Raw genomic sequence first — 17,210 nt, 5'->3', positions numbered from 1 at the left:
AGGGCCGCCCCCGCCCGTGCTGGGCGGGGGCGGCCCGGCGACGCTACCGCGCCGGTGCCGCGGCCGGTGCCGGCGCGTAGCCGGTGGGCCGGGCGGTGAAGGTGCCGCGGCCCTGGGTGCGGCTGCGCAGCCGGGTCGCGTAGCCGAACAGCTCGGCCAGCGGCACGGTGGCCGTGACCACGGTCGTGCCGCCCCGCGGATCGGAGCCGGTGACCCGGCCCCGGCGCGCGGCGAGGTCGCCGAGTACGGCGCCGACGGCGTCCTCGGGCACGGTGACCGCGACCTCCACGACCGGCTCGAGCAGGACCATCTCCGAGGCGCGCAGGGCGTCGCGGAGACCGAACCGGCCGGCGGTGCGGAAGGCCGTGTCCGAGGAGTCCTTCACGTGGGTCCGGCCGTCGGTGAGCGTGACCCTGAGGCCGGTCACCGGGTGCCCGCCGATCGGGCCCTCGGTGAGGGCGTCCCGGCAGCCGGCCTCGACGGCCCGCACGAACTCCTGCGGCACGCCGCCGCCGGTCACCGTCGAGCGGAACACGAAACCGCCCTCCTCCCAGGGCTCGACGTCGAGTACGACGTGCGCGAACTGGCCCGCGCCGCCGTCCTGTTTGACGTGCCGGTGGACGAATCCGGTCACGCCCTCGCCGACCGTCTCGCGGTACGCCACGCCGGGACGGCCGACCGCGACCGCCAGGCCGTGCTCGCTCCTGACCCGCTCCACCGCGACCTCCAGGTGGAGTTCGCCCATGCCCGACAGCACGGTCTGCCCGGTCTCGGGGTCGGTCCGCACGGCCAGTGAGGGGTCCTCCTCGGTCAGCCGGGCGAGCGCGGCGGCCAGCTTGTCGGTGTCGGTGGAGCGCCGGGCCTCCACGGCGACGTGCACGACCGGTTCGGCCACGCCCGGAGGCTCCAGGACCAGCGGGTCGCCCGGCGCGCACAGCGTCGAGCCGGCCCGGGCGGTCTTCAGACCGACCACGGCGACGATGTCCCCGGCGACCGCCCGCTCCAGGGGGTCGTGCCGGTCGGCCCGCACCCGCAGGATGCGGCCGATGCGCTCGGTGCGGCGCGTGCCCGCGTCCCACACGGTGTCTCCCTTCTCGATGGTGCCCGAGTACACCCTCAGGTACGTCAGCCGTCCCGTCGGGGTGGCGTTCACCTTGAACGCCAGTGCGGTCGTCGGCGCCGCCGGGTCGGCGGGCCGTTCCTCCTCCGTGCCGTCGTGGGTGCCGCGTACCGGCGGCACGTCCAGCGGTGACGGCAGGTAGGCCACGACGGCGTCGAGCAGCGGTTCGACTCCCCGGTTGCGGTAGGCCGAGCCGCACAGCACCACCACGCCGTCACCGCCGCGCGTGAGGTCGCGCAGCGCACCGGCGAGGGTGTCAGCGGTGAGCGTCTCCCGGTCGCAGAACTCCTCCAGCGCGTACGGATGGCGTTCGGCCACCGTCTCCTCCAGCAGCCGCCTCCTGCGTACCGCCTCCTCGCGCAGGGCCTCGGGCACCGGGCCCTCCTCGGCCGTCTCCGCGCCGTCGGACCACACGAGCGCGCGCATGCGCAGCAGGTCGACGACGCCGGTGAAGCCGTCCTCGGAGCCGATGGGCAGCTGCACCACCAGGGGTACGGGGTGCAGTCGCGCCCGGATCGAGGCGACGGCCGTGTCGAGGTCGGCGCCCGCCCGGTCCATCTTGTTCACGAACGCGATCCTCGGCACGCCGTGCCGGTCGGCCTGCCGCCACACGGACTCGCTCTGCGGCTCCACCCCGGCGACCGCGTCGAACACCGCGACGGCGCCGTCCAGGACGCGCAGCGACCGCTCGACCTCGTCGGCGAAGTCGACGTGCCCCGGGGTGTCGATCAGGTTGATCCGGTGACCGTCCCAGGTGCAGCTGACGGCCGCGGCGAAGATGGTGATGCCGCGGTCGCGCTCCTGCGGGTCGAAGTCGGTGACGGTCGTGCCGTCGTGCACCTCGCCGCGCTTGTAGGTGGTGCCGGTGGTGTAGAGGATCCGCTCGGTGACGGTGGTCTTGCCGGCGTCGACGTGGGCGAGGATGCCGAGGTTGCGGATGGTGGCGAGAGGGTTGGTACGGGTACGCACGGCCGGTGGCCTTTCACTGGTCTGCGAGCAGGGCGGCGCGATTCCCGGGACGGGCGGCACGTCGGAATGAGGTCACGGCCCTCAGGGCATGCGTGACGGGACGTCAGAGACCGGTCGCGGGCGTCCGGTGCCGGCCGCGCGGCGGACACCGGAGGGCCGAGGACACCAGGATCACCTCGTACCGGGACGGGGGAACGACGGCAGCGGTGCGGATGCGCACGGCCCTGCTCCCCTCACTCGGTCTCGATGTCGTGGTGAGTGTAGGGAGACGGTTGAGGTCCGCGCACCGCGTTTTTCCAAAGTGTGCGGACGAGTCTTCATCCCAACGGAGCTTTCTCCGCGAGAGTGGCCCGGAGCACCCGCGGCGGTCGGTAAGATCGCCCCGCACGGTCGTTCCGGGAGGCTCCATGATTGAACTATCGGACATGGTGCGGGAGTTGAGAGATCAGCTCAACACCGCACTGACTTCGGCGGGCCCCGGCCCGGTCCGCTTCGAACTGGGACCCGTGGAGATCGAGGCGACCGTCGCGATCGACCGGACCGGTGGCGCCGGCGGCAAGGTGAACTTCTGGGTGGTCGAGGCGAACGCCGACGCGTCCGTCACCTCCTCCCGTACGCATCGCGTCACGCTCACGCTGCAGCCCACGCTGGTGGCTCCCGACGGAACCCGCCGCCACGTGCTGGTCTCGGACGACGAGGCGCACGGGGAGCGTTGAGGATTCCGCCTTGTTCGCGCCGCTGACGCAGTGGGAAGGCTAGTCGTACGCTGTCCGGACCGGGCGCGGACGAACTCGATGACGGCCGGGGGAGGTCAGGTGGAGGGGCGCAGCGCCGCACGCGTTCGAAACGAACTTCTGGCAGAGATGGCGGGCGTCCTCGCGACGACGGACACCGTGCGCCGGCGGACCGGCACCGAGATGCTGGTCCAGGACCTCTCGTCGGAGCTGCGGCTGACCGTGGACCCGCACCAGGACCAGCCGCTCGCCCTGTGGTCACGGCAACTGGTGAAGAAATGCGCCGAGATCGACGAGGGACTGCAGACACTGGCCCGCTGCCTGGGGTACGCCGAGCAGGGCTCGGTGGGCCTGTTCGCCCTGTGGCGCCTGGTGGACGAGTGGGAGGCCACCTCCTTCTTCAAGGACACCGACCTGCGGCCGCTGCGTCCCCTGCTGCACGAACTGCGTTCCGTGTCCCTCCTGACGGCCCTCGCGCGCCGGGCCAGCCATTCCCGTACCCAGGAACTCCAGGAGTGGTGCGACACGGGCTGGGAGGTCTTCCTGCGCCTGGCGGGCGACAACACCGCGGTGGACGAACTGCCGCCGTCCATGGCGTTCCTGTCGCTGGCCGCCGAGCACCTGGTGAAGGAAGGACGCACCGAGGAGGCGGAGCACTTACGCCGCTGGAACCGCAGACAGGCTCAGCTCCGCGGGCTGGCGGAGGAGATGGCCGACTGGCAGCAGGGCGACTTCGCCCCGCCCGGTGAGCCCTCGCTCCACCCCGCCTATCTCCTGATCCAGTTCGAACCGGACGGCGTGGACCCGGACAACTTCTGGGTGGCGCACTGGCGTCAGTCCGACTCCGACGGCTGGCATCCCATTCCCGGCGAGACGGTCAAGCTGCACCGCGACGGCCTTCCGGCCGCCGCGGACAGGCTGGTCCAGGAGGCCGAGGAACGCTGGTCCGATCTGCGCCAGCCCGTGGTGATCGAGTTCATCCTGCCGTGGGAGCTGCTGACGGAACCCGTCGAGTGGTGGCACAAGGAGGCCGACGCGCCCGTGCCCACACCCCTGGTCATGGACTACACCGTGGTGGTACGCAGCTTCGAACGCCTGCGCAAGGCCGCCTGGCACCGGCCCTGGAACAACCGCTGGCGGCAGCTCAAGGACCGGCCGGCCGAGAGCCGCTCGCACTGGAGCCCGCCGGACCAGTCCGCCTTCCACCTCGAGCGTGAGCTCAAGGACGACCAGCAGATCGTCTGTCTGGTCCTCAGCGCACCGCCGGGCACCGAATCGCCCGTCGCCCAGCAGGAGTTCGTGGCGGCGCTGCGGTCCGGCATCCCGGCCATCGTCTGGGACCGGGGCGACTCCGGGACGGCCTTCCGGGAGGCGGCGGCGGACATCCTGCAGGAGCGCGGGCTGGCCGGCGTACTGGAGCGCACACGGCGGTGGCGCGACCGGGCTCTGGCGCTGGGCCCCGAGGGCTGGGACGGGCACGTGGGGCGCCATCTGGCCCTGCTGCTCGACGATCCGGAACGCATGCCCGGCCCATCGGCACCGGGCGGCGGTCCCGACCGTGCCGGATGAGGGATGGGCCGCCGACAGGGTCAGAAGGGAGGGCACTCGTGATGCCAGGTGCGCCGACCGTGGGGTACGGGCACTCACCCGGACCGCGGGGAGGCCGGCCCTCGCTCGGGGCACTCCTCGTGACGCGGAGCAGAGACAGATCGGGAGGCGGCCCGCCCCCGACACCCCTTCGACTGCGAAACCGTGGGCGTGATCATGGCCAGTGACAGTGACCGGCACGAGCGGTTGCGGCCCGAGGCCGACGTGGCCCGTCTGTGGCGCGACTGGCATCCCGAGGACGACACGGCACCCAGAGAAGCCGTCCTCGTGGTCGACTCGCATGTGACGATGCGGGTCTGGGACGAGGTCGTCGACGCCCTGACCGCGGCCCTCGCCGAGAGCTTCGCCGAGGTCCGGGTCGTGTCCCTGCTCGGCACGGACGAGGCGCTCCCCGCCCGTGTCCGCACGGAGCGCCCGTTCGGCATGCCCCCGGACGGCACGCGACGGGTGGTCCTGGTGGTCACGGACGCCCTGGCGGCCGGCTGGCACCTCGGCGCGGTGCAGCCCCTGCTGCTGGGCTGGGCCGGGTCCTGGCCCGTCGCCCTGGTCGACCCGCTGCCGCCGCACGTCTGGTTCCGCACCGGCCTCGACGTACTGCACGCGCAGGTCAGCACGGATCGACCGTGGGCGGCCAACGCCGACTGGGAATGGCACGAACGGGAGCTTCCGGTCGCCCCCGGCGACGCTCCGGCTCCGGCCCACCCGGGCGGTGCCGAGGACGAGGAGGTCCGGCTCGCCGTCCCCGTCCTGTCGCTGACCCATCACGGGGCGCGCGCCCTCTCCGACGTGCTCGCCGGGACGCAGCCCGGCCCGCTGGACCTGCCGGTGACGCAGGCACACACCTGGAAGGGGCGGCCGGACGCGGCACGAGTCCTCCCGTGGGCCGCCGAGTCCCCCTCGACAAAGAGTCCGCCGTCCGCCTCCGACCGGGTGTTCGATTTCCGTGCCGCGGCCTCTCCCGTCGCCTTCCGCCTCGGCACCCGTCTCGCCGCCGCGCCGCTCAGCCTGCCGGTCATCCGCCGGGTGATGCGGTCGACGCACGGGGCCGGACCGGTGCACGCCGCCGAGTTCTTCATGAGCGGCCTGGTCCGCCCCACCGGCGTCAAGGAAGACGCCCCCGGGGCGGTGGTCTACGAATTCCTTCCCGACGTCCGCGAGCAACTGCTCGCGCAGGGGCGGCGCGCCGCGACCATCCGCACCCTGCACGACGTCCGCGAGGTGCTGGCCTCCTCCCCGGCCACGGCATCCCTGCTCCCGCCGCCCGACGAGGCGTCGTACAAGCCCTCACCGCCGAATGTGACCCGCGAGAACGCGCCGTTCCTCCGAATCGAACTGAAGGCTCTGGCCGCTTTGTCCGGTTCACACATTCAGCGCGCCAAATTGTTACGCCACGCCCTGAAATGGCACGATCAGCGGTATGCAGTGCCGCTCGCCAAGGTCCCGCCCACCGCCCCCTCCCCGACCACCGCCGCTGCCGCAGCTAGCGAAGGAGCCACCCCGATGTCCACCACACCCCAGCGCACCTTGGAGGGAGAGCGCGCCGTTCAGCCACGCGTCTGGGGGAACCTGCCGCCGCGCAACCAGAACTTCACCGGCCGCAGCGAGCTCCTGGACCTGCTCGGCCAGCGGCTGCGGGAGGGCACGACCACGGTTCTGCCCGAGGCGATCCACGGCATGGGCGGTGTCGGCAAGACCCAGCTGGCGATCGAGTACGCCTACCGGCACCAGTCCGAGTACGACATCGTGTGGTGGATCCCGTCGGAGCGGCCGGGCCAGGTCGGCCAGTCCCTGGTGGAGCTGGCCAAACGGCTGGGACTGGTGACCACGTCCGAGGCGAACATCGCCGGGCCGGCCGTCCGGGAGGCACTGCGCGAGGGGCGCCCGTACTCCCGGTGGCTGCTGATCTTCGACAACGCGGACAGTCCCGAGCAGGTACGCCCGTACTTCCCGACCGGAGGCACCGGCACGATCCTGGTCACCTCCCGCAACCGTCGCTGGGGCCTGGTGGGCGGGTCCCTGGAGGTCGACGTGTTCACCCGCGAGGAGAGCAAGGAACTGCTCCGCGGCTCGGGACCGGAACTGGCCGACCAGGAGGCCGAGGCGCTGGCGGAGGCGCTGGGCGACCTGCCGCTGGCCCTGGTTCAGGCCGCCGCCTGGCGGGCCGAGACCGGCATGCCGGCCTCCGAGTACCTGCGGCTCTTCGAGAGCAAGCAGAACGAGCTGCTCGAGACGGCACCGCCGCCGGACTACCAACTGCCCGTCGCGGCGGCGTGGAACGTCTCGCTCGACCACCTGGAGACCCGCAGCCCGGCCGCCCTGCGCCTGCTGCAGCTGTGCTCCTACTTCGCCCCCGACCCGATCTCCAGGCAAATCCTGTCCGGCCCGGGGTACAACACCATCTTCCCCGAACTGGACGCGGCTCTGAACGACCCGATGAAGCTCGCTCGCGCGATACGGGAGATCAACCGATACTCGCTCGCCCGAATCGACCACCGAACGAACAGCATCGAGATGCACCGGTTGGTCCAGCACGTACTGATCAACCGTATGAGCCCAGAGGAGCAGAACCGCATGCGCGAAGGCGCCCACGCCCTGATGGCGGCCGCGGATCCCAGGACGCCGACCGACCCGGAGAGCTGGCCTCGGTATGCGGAGCTCTACACCCATGTGATCGCATCCGGCGCCGTCACCTCCGACCAGCCCTGGATGCGCCAGCTGGTGATGAACATCGCCAAGTACCTCTACTACTGGGGGGACCACGAGGTCTCGCTGGACTTCTCCGAAACGGCCTGGAACGCCTGGGTGAACCGGTTCGGGGAGGAGGACGTGCAGACCCTCCTGATGGGGCGCTGGCTGGTCTTCGTCTACCTGATGGTCGGCCGGTACACCGACGCCTCCACCCTGGTGGAGCACATCCGCAGCGTCCACGAGCGCGTCTCGTCGCCCGACAGCGAGGAGTCGCTGGACGCGGCCCAGATGGAGGCCGCCGTGCGACGCGCCCAGGGCCGCTTCCTCGAGGGCGCCGAGCTGGACCGGCTGGTCCACGACCGGGCGCACCGGGCGTTCGGCGACGACGACCCGGCGAGCCTGAACATGGCGCACAACCTGGGCGTGAGTCTGCGCCTGTCGGGTGAGTTCCACGAGGCGCTGCAACTCGACCGGAAGACCTGGCACCTGAAGCTGCGTCTGTTCGGGCGCGATGACCAGCGGAGCCTCATCACCGAGAACTCGATCGCGATCGACGTCCGCGAGTCGGGTGACTACATCGGCGCGCTCCGGCTCCAGGAGGCGGCGCTGGAAGCGTTCCGGGACGTCTTCGGCAACGACAACCCGGCCACCGTCAGCACCGAGCGGGAACTGGGCATCGCGTGCCGCAAGGCCGGCAACCACCCGCGTGCGCTGGACCTGGCCATCAAGGCCCACGAGGCGTTCACCCGACGGTACGGGGACACCCACCCGCAGTCCCTGGCCACGGCGCTGCCCCTTGCCATCGCCCTGCGTCAGAACGGCGACCTGGAAGCGGCGCGGGCGCGTGGCGCCCAGGCCTGCGCGGGCTACCGCAAGGTCTTCCACCCGCAACACCCCTACACGCTGGCCGCCGACGTCGGCCTCGCGGTGTCCGAGCGGCTGCTGGAGCGGCCCGCCGAGGCCCGGCGCCTGGACGACGAGGCGCTCGCCGGGCTGACCGAGACCCTCGGCGCCGACCACCCCTTCACGCTGGTGGCCGCCGTGAACCTGGCCAGTGACCTGGCCGCGCTCGGGGAACTCGACGACGCGGTGTCCGGCGGGCGGGACACACTGGCGCGGTGCAGGCAGACCTTCGGTCCCGACCACCCGACCACGCTCGCCTGTGCCGCGAACCTCTCTCTGGACCTGGTGGCCGTCGGCCAGGGGGACGAAGGGGAGACGATGCGGGCCGACACGCTGGAGCGCATGGGCCGGGTGCTCGGCGCCCAGCACGAGGAGCAGGAAGAGGCAGCGCCCCACCCGGCGACCGTGGCCGTCATGAACGGCGTGCGGGCCAACTGCGACATCGACCCGATGCCGTTGTGACGGTACGGTTCCTCGCCCCCTGAGGGGGCGAACCGGGACCTGCGAGGGCCGCGCGGCGGGTGCCGTGCGGCCCTCGCGGCGTTCAGGCCGCGGGCCGGGGCTGCTGCCCGGCGCGGCTGAGCCACGCGGCGAGTGCCATCGGCTCGGGCCGCTCGCCGTGCTCGGCGGCCAGGGTGTCCCGCACGGCCCGGGCCCATTGGGGCGACCCGAGCAGGAAGCAGGCGGCGGCCCGCCGTTCCGGGTCGTCGGCCGTGGCCCGTCCCAGCGCGGCCCAGGACCCCACCGGAGGGTCGTCCTGCAGCAGTTGGTCCGTGAGAATCCGCCGAGCGTCCGAGCGGGCACCGCCGGCCAGCAGGACGTCCACCGCTCCGGCCCCTCGCACAGCGGCCGTACCGGGGTCCCGCCACGGGCCGTCCGGATCGGTCAGGCGGTGCCGGGCCAGCACCGCCGCCGTGTCCAGGAAGCAGGCGTCGGGGTCCGGCCGCAGGGACGACGGTGCGGTCCGAAGGGACGGCGGGCAGCTCTCCCCCCGTCGCCAGGCGCGTACCGCCTCGTCCACCACGTCGGCGCAGGGGCGCAGATGGTGTTCGCGCCACCGGGCCCGATGGCTGGTGGTCGCCTCACGCGCCAGCCGCAGCTCCTCGGCGGGAAGGCGCTCGGTGAGCCATCCGGCACAGATCTGGGCCAGGGATTCCAGGAGCCGGTTCCCCAGGGCCGTCAACCGCTCGTGGCCGCGGGCGCTGTCGAGCGTCGACCACACCGCGTCCCGCCACAGGGCGAACTCGAAGTGCGCCAGCGGCTCGTGCGCCGTGTCGGCGACGTGCCGGTGGGCACGCCAGAAGCGGGTCACGCCGAAGAAGGCGTAGATCCCCTGGAGGAGGCCCTCCAGCGGACGTGGGTCGTCCCGCCACGGCGCGTGGAACAACCGCGGCGGCTCGTCGGTCTTGTCGGTCCGGGTGACCAGAGGCCCGAGGTGGGTGAGCGCGCCGAGTTTGATGTGCTGGAACTCGTGCACCAGGGTGGCGGCCAGTTCCGCTCCCTCGTCGGGCAGCGAGGCGTTGACCGCGCCGAAAGCCTCCGCGGAGGAGCTGCTGTATGGCCGAAACCTTTCTCCTCTGGGCACGGGAGTGATGGACCTCAAGCCTCGGCGCATCGCTTCCGTCAGGTCCGGGTCGTCGCGCAGCAGGTCCCACGCCTCGTCGACCGCGCCCTGCCAGGCGGCGGCCTCCTGATCGGACAGGGCGCTCGGCGTGGTGGGTCCGGAGAACATGCGAAAGGGGTCGTGTTCTTCCAGTGCCAGTGAGCCCGCGGCGTCACCACGTCCCAGCGTGAGCCGACGGGTGGGCCGCCAGCCGGGAGTGCGACGCTCCCACTCGGGTCCGACCACCACGTCGCCGTCCGGTCCGCTGATGCGCAGGCGCTCCCCGTCCCCGGTGACACGCACCGCCGTCCGCCCTCCCGCGCCGGGCAGGACCGCGCATCCCAGGCCGGGAAGGGAAACCATTCCCTCGCTCACCGGGACCCACAGGGCGAAGCGGATGCGGGCACCGGCGGCGCCCGCGACGGCCAGGGCGGACAGATGTCCCAGCGTGCGCCGGACTGAGGCCTCGCCCTGGGGGGCACCATTCAGCAGCCGAAGCGCCGACGACAGCCAGGTACCGGTCCCCGGTGCCATCAGGACGCCGTCGACCACCCCCGGGGCCCGGGCCTGGGCACGTTCGAGGAGGTCCCAGGCGTCCTGGACGGACAGCGGCCGTTCCCCCTCGTGTCCGATCGCCTGTCCGATCGCCTGTTCGGCGCTGCGGTCCAGCAGGGCCCGGAGCAGCAGGAGCCGGCGACTGCGCTCGGCGCTCAGCAACTCCTCGACGACGTCACCGTCGCCGCCGCCCCGCACGAGCCCGCGCAGGCCGGTCTCCGAGATGCCGTGGAAAACGGATCGCCCGGCAGGCGTGCTCTCCGTGGGACCCACTCGTACTCCCCCCGCACACGGCTACGGTCCTAGTTTCCGAGCCCTGTGTGCGTCTGGTTGACGCCCGCGACCGTGATCGCGTGGGGATCGTCGACATCGGCCAGCAACCGTTCGAGAGACGCGGACAGGACTGGCCCGTCAAGAGAACGCAACGCTTCGAGAGATACTCCCGAGAGGTCGATGAGTCCGGACTCAAAGGCCGGCGTCGCCCGCTCCACGGCTGCCAAGTCCCCTCCCCGTATGGTCTCTTACGCGCCGTCGTCCTCCACGCGCCCTCGTTCCTCCTTCATCATGACCCAGGGGGAGGCGGCCCGAAACCTGTGTACCGGCCAGCTGCGGCATCAAGTCAGTTGTGCCGCAGGGCCAGTTCGGCCATCGCACGGTCGACCTCGCGCAGTTCCTCGGAGCCCTCCTCCCAGGTCCGCAACTCCGCCAGGAACGTGTCGAGGGTGCCGGGAAAGCGCAGGCACGTGCGCAGCACGCCGTACACCTCGAACCTCAGCCGGTCGTCGCGCGGCCGGTGGGCGGCCACCCGGGGGTCGATTCCGGCCAGGACGGCGTCGAGGCCGTTCGACCGGCGGAGTGTGGGCAGTGCGGTCAACGCGTCGACCAGGTGGCGGAGTTCGCCGAGGGTGAGCGTGTGCGGCAACGAGGCGAGGGACGGAGGATCGGCGGACGGGTGCCGGTGCGCCGTCCCGGGCTCGGGGGCGGCCACCGGTCCGGGACGGTCCGGGAGGCCCGCGCGGGTTCGGAGGATGTCCAGTTCGGCCGGGGTCAGCAGCTCGTACCAGCGCTTCACCCGCATCGCCGCGAGGCGCCCGAGACCGTCGGAGCGGTGGTGGGTGGTGATCAGGCCGATGATCGCGCCGTCGGACCAGAGGGGCGCGCCGGACATCCCCTCCCAGGGTGACCGGTCGGGTTCGACGTCGTCGGCCGGGGGCGGGACGGCGACCTCCAGGGTGCCGGCCCGGCGGTTGGAGAGTGCGGACACCGTTCCGTCGACGTGGCAGGAGTCCCGGTACCGGGCGGGCGGGCCGCCGGTGCCGTGTTCGTCGGCTCCGCTGTACTCGCGCAGTTTGAAGCGGGGGAATCCCACGGCGGTGACGGGGAGTGTGACGGCCTCGTCGGGCAGGACGGCGTAGCGGGGCGCGTGGTGGACCGGGCGGGTCTCGGGGAGCGCGCCGGTGAGTTCCAGCAGAGCCAGGTCGGCGGGGCGGGAGCTGAGCACGACCCGGGCTTCGGTGGACCACTCGGTGGGGTGGTCGGCGTCGAAGCGGACCTTGAGCGTGACCGGCGAGGGCTCGACCAGGTGGGCGGCGGTGAGGACGTGCCGTTCGGTGACGCGGTAACCGGATCCTCTGCGTCCGGTGACGCCGCCGGGGCGGCCGACGATCATCTCCGCGACCCGGGCGATGTCCAGCCCGTCCGCTCCCCCTCGGCCCGTTCTCACACGGGGCCTCTACCCCGTGGAACGACGCCTCAAATGCAAAAGAAAGTGTCCGAGGGGGGACTTGAACCCCCACGCCCGATAAAGGGCACTAGCACCTCAAGCTAGCGCGTCTGCCATTCCGCCACCCGGACCAGGTGTCTGTCGCGGCGCGGGGGTGTTCCCCGCGGCGACATGGACAACCATACCAAGGTTTCGCAGCGCCTTTCACCTGCGTTTCCTTCCCCTGAGCGGCGGTCCGCGGCCGGTGGGGCCAGGGCGCCTAGGGTCGCACCATGAGTGACTGGATGGTTACCCGGAGCCCGCTTCCGCGTCGCCGGTCGCGGGCGCTGTCGCCGCTCAGGGAGCATCTGCGGGACACGTTCTGGTTCGCGCCCACCGTGGCGATGGTGGGCGTCTTCGTGGTGTGGCTGGTGGCTCAGGAGCTCGACGCCGCTCTGGTCCGTTCGCTGCAGGACGGCGGTGACTTCGACACGCTCGCCGAGCTGCTGCGGTTCGCGAACGACGCGAAGACGGTGGTGTCGGCGGTCGGCTCGGCGATGATGACGTTCATCGGAGTGGTGTTCAGCATCTCGCTGGTCGCGGTGCAGATGGCGAGCGGGCAGTTCACGCCGCGCGTGGTGCGGCTGTTCGTCCGCAGCCGGATCACCAAGGCGACCTTCTCGGTGTTCCTGGCCACCTTCGTCCTGACGCTGCTTGTCCTGACCAGCTACGACAGCACCCCGGACCCTCGTGCCGCCACGTCCGTGCCGCTGGTGCAGTCGGTGCTCACCCTCCTCATGGTCGCGCTGAGCCTGCTGCTCTTCGTGCTGTACGTGAACGGCACGCTGCGGCTGATGCGGATCGGCCATGTGATCGCCCGGATCGCCGCGGAGTCCTTCCGGGCGGCGGCACTGATGCCGGCAGCCGCTGAGGACGGGGAAACGGCCGGGCCGGGCCCGGTCACGGCGTGGGTCGCGCACGAGGGGCGGGCGGGAGTGCTGCGGGACGTCAACATCGCGCGGCTGGTGCGGGTGGCGCGCGGGCACGGGGTGGTGCTGCGGCTGGTCCCGCGGATCGGTGACTTCCTGGTGCCGGGCACGCCCGTGCTGGCGGTGCACGGCGGGGCCGCGCCGCCGCGCCGGGCCCTGCGGTACACGCTGTCGGTGGGGGTGGAGCGCACCTTCCACCAGGATCCGGCGTTCGGGCTCCGCCAGCTGTCCGACATCGGGCTGCGTGCCCTGTCCCCGGCGGTGAACGATCCGACCACGGCCGTACAGGCCCTGGACCGGGTCGTGCAGATCCTGGCCGCCCTGTCCCGCCGGCCGCTGGACGCCGTGGTGTACCGCGACCGGCGCGGTGCGGCCCGGCTGGTGCGGTCCGTGCCCGGGTGGACGGAGCTGGTGGACCTGGGCTTCGCCGAGGTCCGTGGCTGTGCGGTGGGGGCGCCGCAGGTCTCGCGCCGTCTGCTGGCCGGGCTCGACGACCTGCTGCTGCTCGCGCCGCCGGAACGGCACGAACCCCTGCTGCGCCACCGCGAGCTGCTGCGGCAGGCCGTCGAGCGTGGCACGCCCGCCCCGGCGGACCGGGCCTTCGCGCTGCTGCCGGACCGCCAGGGCATCGGCTGACCCGCTACGGCATGAGGTGGCCGTCCGGGAAGTTCCCCGGCAGCCGCTCCCCCGCCGGGCCGCGGGTGACGGCCCGCACCAGCAGCTCGCCGCCCACGAAGGCGCCGCGCCAGGACGCGCCGTGGCCGCCGAACAGCTCGTCGCGGTCCCCGCGGGAGCGTGCCACGCCGTGACCGACCTTGAAGGCGCGGATGTGCGGCGCCAGTCTGTGGTACGTCGCCGGGTCGTCCGTGGACAGGGTGGCCACCAGCGCGCCGTTGGAGGCGTTCATCGCGGCGAGCAGCTCGGCCTCGGTGTCGACCAGGACGATGGTGTCGACCGGCCCGAACGGCTCCGCGTGGTGCAGCGGTGAGGACGGGGGCGGGTTCAGGAGAGTGACCGGATGGACGTAGGCGGAGGTGTCCTGGCCGGGGAGGAACCGCGCGTCGGCGGCGCTGCCGCGGTGCAGGGGCACGGCGCCCCGGTCGACGGCCTCGGCGACCTGGTCGTGCAGTTCCTTGGCCTTGGCAGCGTTGATGACCGGTCCGAGGTCGAGCGCGGGGAACGGGTCGTCCGGTGCCTCGACGGCGAGCGGGTGGCCTACGCGCAGGGTGCGGACCGCCGGGAGGTACGCGGCGAGGAACGCGTCGAACAGCTGCCGCTGGACGACGAAGCGCGGGTAGGCGGTGCAGCGCTGCTTGCCGTAGTCGAAGAGGCGCGGGACGACGGCGGCGAGGGTGTCCCAGTCGGTGAAGTTCCAGATGCCCCAGGTGTTGAGGCCCTCCTGTTCGAGGATGTGCCGCTTGCCGAGGTCGGCTACGGCGGTGGCTACGGCGGCGCCGGTGTCGCGGCCGCCGACGAAGGAGACGCAGCCGATCTCGGGCGACCGCACCAGCGCCCGGGACAGCTCGCCCCCGCTGCCGCTGACGAGGGTGACGGGGACGCCCTCGCGGGCGGCGAGCGCGCAGGCCAGGGTGAGGCACGCGACGCCGCCGTCGGTCGGGGTCTTGGCGATGACCGCGTTGCCCGCGAGGGCCTGGACGAGCAGGGCGTGGACGAGCACGCTCATCGGGTAGTTCCAGCTCGCGATGTTGGACACCGGTCCGTCCAGCGGGGCCCGGCCCTCGGTCATCGCGTCGATGCCGTCGACGTACCAGCGCACTCCGTCGACGGCCCGGTCGACGTCGGCCCGCGCGAGCCGCCAGGGCTTGCCGATCTCCCAGACGAGCAGCAGCGCGAGCAGGTCCCGGTGCTGGGCGAGGGCGTCGAGGGTGGCCGCGACGCGGGCGCGGCGTTCGGGCAGGAGGACGTGGCGCCAGGCGCGGTGCTGGTCGAGGGCGGCGCGTACGGCGCGGTGGGCGGTCGCGCCGTCCAGCCGGGGCGGGCCGGTGACGGGGGTGCCGTCGACCGGGCTGGTGGCGGGCAGGACGCGGCCGTCGGCCCGCCAGCCGGCGTCCCAGAGGTTGAGGACGCGGTCGTCGCGGAACGCCTCGGGGGCGACGGTGCGGCAGCGCTGCCAGGCGTCGGCCCAGGCGGTGCCGGACTTGAGGGTGAGGCCCGGGGTGCCCTCGGCGGTCGTCATGGGCGGGCTCCGTCGCGTGCGGCGCCGCCGAGTACGGAGAGGACGTGTCGTGCCGTCTCGGTCGGGGTGCTGCCGACCCGGACGCCGGCCGCCTCCAGTGCCGCCTGCTTCGCCCGGGCCGTGCCCGAGGAGCCGGACACGATCGCGCCGGCGTGGCCCATGGTCCGGCCCTCGGGGGCGGTGAAGCCCGCGATGTAGCCGATGACGGGCTTGGTGACGTGGTCGCGGATGTAGTCCGCCGCGCGTTCCTCGGCGTCGCCGCCGATCTCGCCGATGAGGACGACGAGTTCGGTGTCGGGGTCGTCCTGGAAGGCGGCGAGGCAGTCGATGTGGCTGGTGCCGACGACGGGGTCGCCGCCGATGCCGACGCAGGTGGAGAAGCCGATCTCGCGCAGTTCGTACATGAGCTGGTAGGTGAGCGTGCCGGACTTGGAGACCAGGCCGATGGGTCCTGGCTTGGTGATGTCGGGCGGGATGATGCCCGCGTTGGACTGGCCGGGGCTGATCAGGCCGGGGCAGTTGGGGCCGACGACCCGGGTGCCGCGCGCCTTGGCGTGGGCGGTGAGGGCGACGGAGTCGTGGACGGGGATGCCCTCGGTGATGACGACGGCGAGCCCGATGCCCGCGTCGGCGGCCTCGGTCACCGCGGCCTTGGCGAAGGCGGGCGGCACGAAGACGACGGTGGCGTCCGCGCCGGTGTGTTCGATGCCCTCGCGCACCGATCCGAAGACGGGGACGGCACGTTCGTCGAAGTCGACGGTGCGGCCGGCCTTGCGCGGGTTGACGCCGCCGACCACGTCGGTGCCGACGGCCAGCATCCGGCGGGTGTGCTTCATGCCTTCGGCGCCGGTCATGCCCTGGACGAGGACCTTGCTCTCCTTGGTGAGGTAGATCGCCATGTCGACCTGTCTCCTTATCCGGCGGTGGATGCCGCGGTGGCGTGCCGGGCGGCACGGCGGGCGGCGCCGTCCATGGTGGTGGCCTGTTCGACCAGGGGATGGGCGCGTGCGTCGAGCAGGGCACGGCCGCGGGCGGCGTTGTTGCCGTCGAGGCGGACGACGAGCGGTTTGGTCGGCCGGACCTCGTCCAGGGCGCGGACGATGCCGTCGGCGACCGCGTCGCAGGCGGTGATGCCGCCGAAGACGTTGACGAGGACGGACTGCACGGCGGGGTCGGAGAGGACGACGGACAGCCCGTCGGCCATGACCCGGGCGGAGGCGCCGCCGCCGATGTCGAGGAAGTTGGCGGGCCGGGCTCCGCAGCCGGCGACCACGTCGAGCGTCGACATGACCAGTCCGGCGCCGTTGCCGATGACGCCGACCTCGCCGTCGAGCCTGACGTAGTGGAGGCCCTTGGCCGCGGCCCGTGCCTCCAGCGGGTCGGACGCCGTCTCCGGTCCGCTTCCCCAACGGGTCTGCCGGAAGCGGGCGTTGTCGTCGAGGGTGACCTTGCCGTCCAGCGCCACCATCTGCCCCTCGACGGTCCTGACCAGCGGGTTGACCTCGACCAGCAGGGCGTCCTCGCGGACCAGTACCTGCCAGAGCCGGACGAGTACGTCGACGCTCTGCGGTGGCAGGCCGGCGGCGTCCGCTATGCGTACCGCCGTCGCCGTGGTGACGCCCGCCGCCGGGTCGACGGGGACGCGCGCGACGGCCTCGGGCCGCTCGGCGGCGATCTCCTCGATCTCCGTGCCGCCCTCGGCGGACGCGATGGCGAGGAACCGTCCGGCCGCGCGGTCGAGGACGTAGGAGACGTAGAACTCCCTCTCGATCTCGACCGGTTCGGCGAGCATGACCACGCCGACGGTGTGGCCCTTGATGTCCATGCCGAGGACGTCCCGGGCGGCCTCCTCGGCCGCGGCCGGGTCGGCGGCGAGCCGTACGCCGCCCGCCTTGCCGCGTCCGCCGGTCTTCACCTGTGCCTTGACGACGGCGCGGCCGCCGAGCGCGCGGGCGATCTCGCGGGCCCGTGCGGGCGAGTCGGTGACCTCGGCCCTCGGCACCACGATGCCGTGTTCTGCGAAGAGTTCCCTTGCCTGGTGTTCGTACAGGTCCATTCCGGCTCCTGACTGAAAGTGCCGCACGCCCCCTGGACACCACCCACCGGATGCGGGATAACAAGCTTCATACAGTATTCGTCGAC

11 protein-coding genes and 1 tRNA gene are annotated in these 17,210 nt (G+C 72.5%); 4 read left to right on the top strand and 8 right to left on the bottom strand.

The genetic code is table 11. The features are described 5' to 3' along the window. Window positions 1–43 precede the first annotated feature (43 nt). Window positions 44–2,089, bottom strand: coding sequence for an elongation factor G (gene fusA, locus OIE75_RS34870; protein WP_329473315.1), 2,046 nt, complete (start codon window positions 2,087–2,089; stop codon window positions 44–46). Between the two features lie 407 nt (window positions 2,090–2,496). Between fusA and OIE75_RS34865 the strand changes: the two genes are divergently transcribed. From OIE75_RS34865 to fxsT, 3 genes are all read left to right on the top strand, one after another. Then, window positions 2,497–2,805 carry a trypco2 family protein gene (locus tag OIE75_RS34865; RefSeq protein ID WP_329473314.1) on the top strand — a complete coding sequence of 103 codons (309 nt, stop codon included), beginning with the start codon at window positions 2,497–2,499 and terminating at the stop codon, window positions 2,803–2,805. Between the two features lie 99 nt (window positions 2,806–2,904). Then, the gene (locus OIE75_RS34860) at window positions 2,905–4,392 is read left to right on the top strand and encodes a VMAP-C domain-containing protein (RefSeq protein WP_307016158.1); all 1,488 of its coding nucleotides are present in this window, start codon (window positions 2,905–2,907) and stop codon (window positions 4,390–4,392) included. A 195-nt stretch (window positions 4,393–4,587) separates the two neighbouring features. Then, window positions 4,588–8,484 carry an FxSxx-COOH system tetratricopeptide repeat protein gene (gene fxsT / locus OIE75_RS34855; protein ID WP_329473313.1) on the top strand — a complete coding sequence of 1,299 codons (3,897 nt, stop codon included), beginning with the start codon at window positions 4,588–4,590 and terminating at the stop codon, window positions 8,482–8,484. 82 nt (window positions 8,485–8,566) lie between these two features. On the opposite strand, the gene OIE75_RS34850 is transcribed toward fxsT, so the two are convergent. The 4 genes from OIE75_RS34850 to OIE75_RS34835 all read right to left on the bottom strand — a co-directional run bounded on the left by OIE75_RS34850 (window position 8,567) and on the right by OIE75_RS34835 (window position 12,034). After that, complete coding sequence (locus tag OIE75_RS34850) at window positions 8,567–10,453, bottom strand: HEXXH motif domain-containing protein (RefSeq protein WP_329473312.1); 1,887 nt, start codon at window positions 10,451–10,453, stop codon at window positions 8,567–8,569. Window positions 10,454–10,482: 29 nt separating this feature from the next. Further along, window positions 10,483–10,680 carry a hypothetical protein gene (locus OIE75_RS34845; RefSeq protein WP_307016155.1) on the bottom strand — a complete coding sequence of 66 codons (198 nt, stop codon included), beginning with the start codon at window positions 10,678–10,680 and terminating at the stop codon, window positions 10,483–10,485. Window positions 10,681–10,799: 119 nt separating this feature from the next. After that, window positions 10,800–11,903 (bottom strand): effector-associated domain 2-containing protein, encoded by a 1,104-nt coding sequence (locus tag OIE75_RS34840; RefSeq protein WP_329473311.1) that lies wholly within the window; start codon window positions 11,901–11,903, stop codon window positions 10,800–10,802. Window positions 11,904–11,949: 46 nt separating this feature from the next. Continuing rightward, a tRNA-Leu gene (locus tag OIE75_RS34835) sits at window positions 11,950–12,034 on the bottom strand. Window positions 12,035–12,175: 141 nt separating this feature from the next. Here OIE75_RS34835 and OIE75_RS34830 point away from each other — a divergent pair. Next, window positions 12,176–13,507: a DUF2254 domain-containing protein gene (locus OIE75_RS34830; protein WP_307016153.1), complete on the top strand. Its 1,332-nt coding sequence runs from the start codon at window positions 12,176–12,178 to the stop codon at window positions 13,505–13,507. Between the two features lie 4 nt (window positions 13,508–13,511). On the opposite strand, the gene OIE75_RS34825 is transcribed toward OIE75_RS34830, so the two are convergent. From OIE75_RS34825 to sucC, 3 genes are read right to left on the bottom strand one after another with little or no spacing between them, the layout of a single operon-like run. Beyond that, on the bottom strand, window positions 13,512–15,068 hold the full coding sequence (locus OIE75_RS34825; RefSeq protein WP_329473310.1) for an aldehyde dehydrogenase family protein: 1,557 nt from the start codon (window positions 15,066–15,068) through the stop codon (window positions 13,512–13,514). Further along, window positions 15,065–15,967, bottom strand: a complete 903-nt coding sequence (gene sucD / locus OIE75_RS34820; protein WP_307016151.1) for a succinate--CoA ligase subunit alpha — start codon at window positions 15,965–15,967, stop codon at window positions 15,065–15,067. The genes OIE75_RS34825 and sucD overlap by 4 nt, the downstream gene beginning before the upstream one ends. 14 nt (window positions 15,968–15,981) lie before the next feature. Further along, complete coding sequence (sucC, locus tag OIE75_RS34815) at window positions 15,982–17,124, bottom strand: ADP-forming succinate--CoA ligase subunit beta (RefSeq protein ID WP_329473309.1); 1,143 nt, start codon at window positions 17,122–17,124, stop codon at window positions 15,982–15,984. Window positions 17,125–17,210: the final 86 nt, after the last annotated feature.

It is taken from the genome of Streptomyces sp. NBC_01723, from assembly GCF_036246005.1.
Lineage (GTDB): Bacteria > Actinomycetota > Actinomycetes > Streptomycetales > Streptomycetaceae > Streptomyces.
This window is presented reverse-complemented; position numbering and strand designations above follow the sequence as displayed.

Bases quoted from the DNA above. Each gene is read 5' to 3' on its own strand.
- OIE75_RS34830 (WP_307016153.1), top strand. From the start codon at position 12,176: ATGAGTGACTGGATGGTTACCCGGAGCCCGCTTCCGCGTCGCCGGTCG.
- OIE75_RS34825 (WP_329473310.1), bottom strand. From the start codon at position 15,068: ATGACGACCGCCGAGGGCACCCCGGGCCTCACCCTCAAGTCCGGCACC.
- sucD (WP_307016151.1), bottom strand. From the start codon at position 15,967: ATGGCGATCTACCTCACCAAGGAGAGCAAGGTCCTCGTCCAGGGCATG.
- fxsT (WP_329473313.1), top strand. From the start codon at position 4,588: ATGGCCAGTGACAGTGACCGGCACGAGCGGTTGCGGCCCGAGGCCGAC.
- OIE75_RS34865 (WP_329473314.1), top strand. From the start codon at position 2,497: ATGATTGAACTATCGGACATGGTGCGGGAGTTGAGAGATCAGCTCAAC.
- sucC (WP_329473309.1), bottom strand. From the start codon at position 17,124: ATGGACCTGTACGAACACCAGGCAAGGGAACTCTTCGCAGAACACGGC.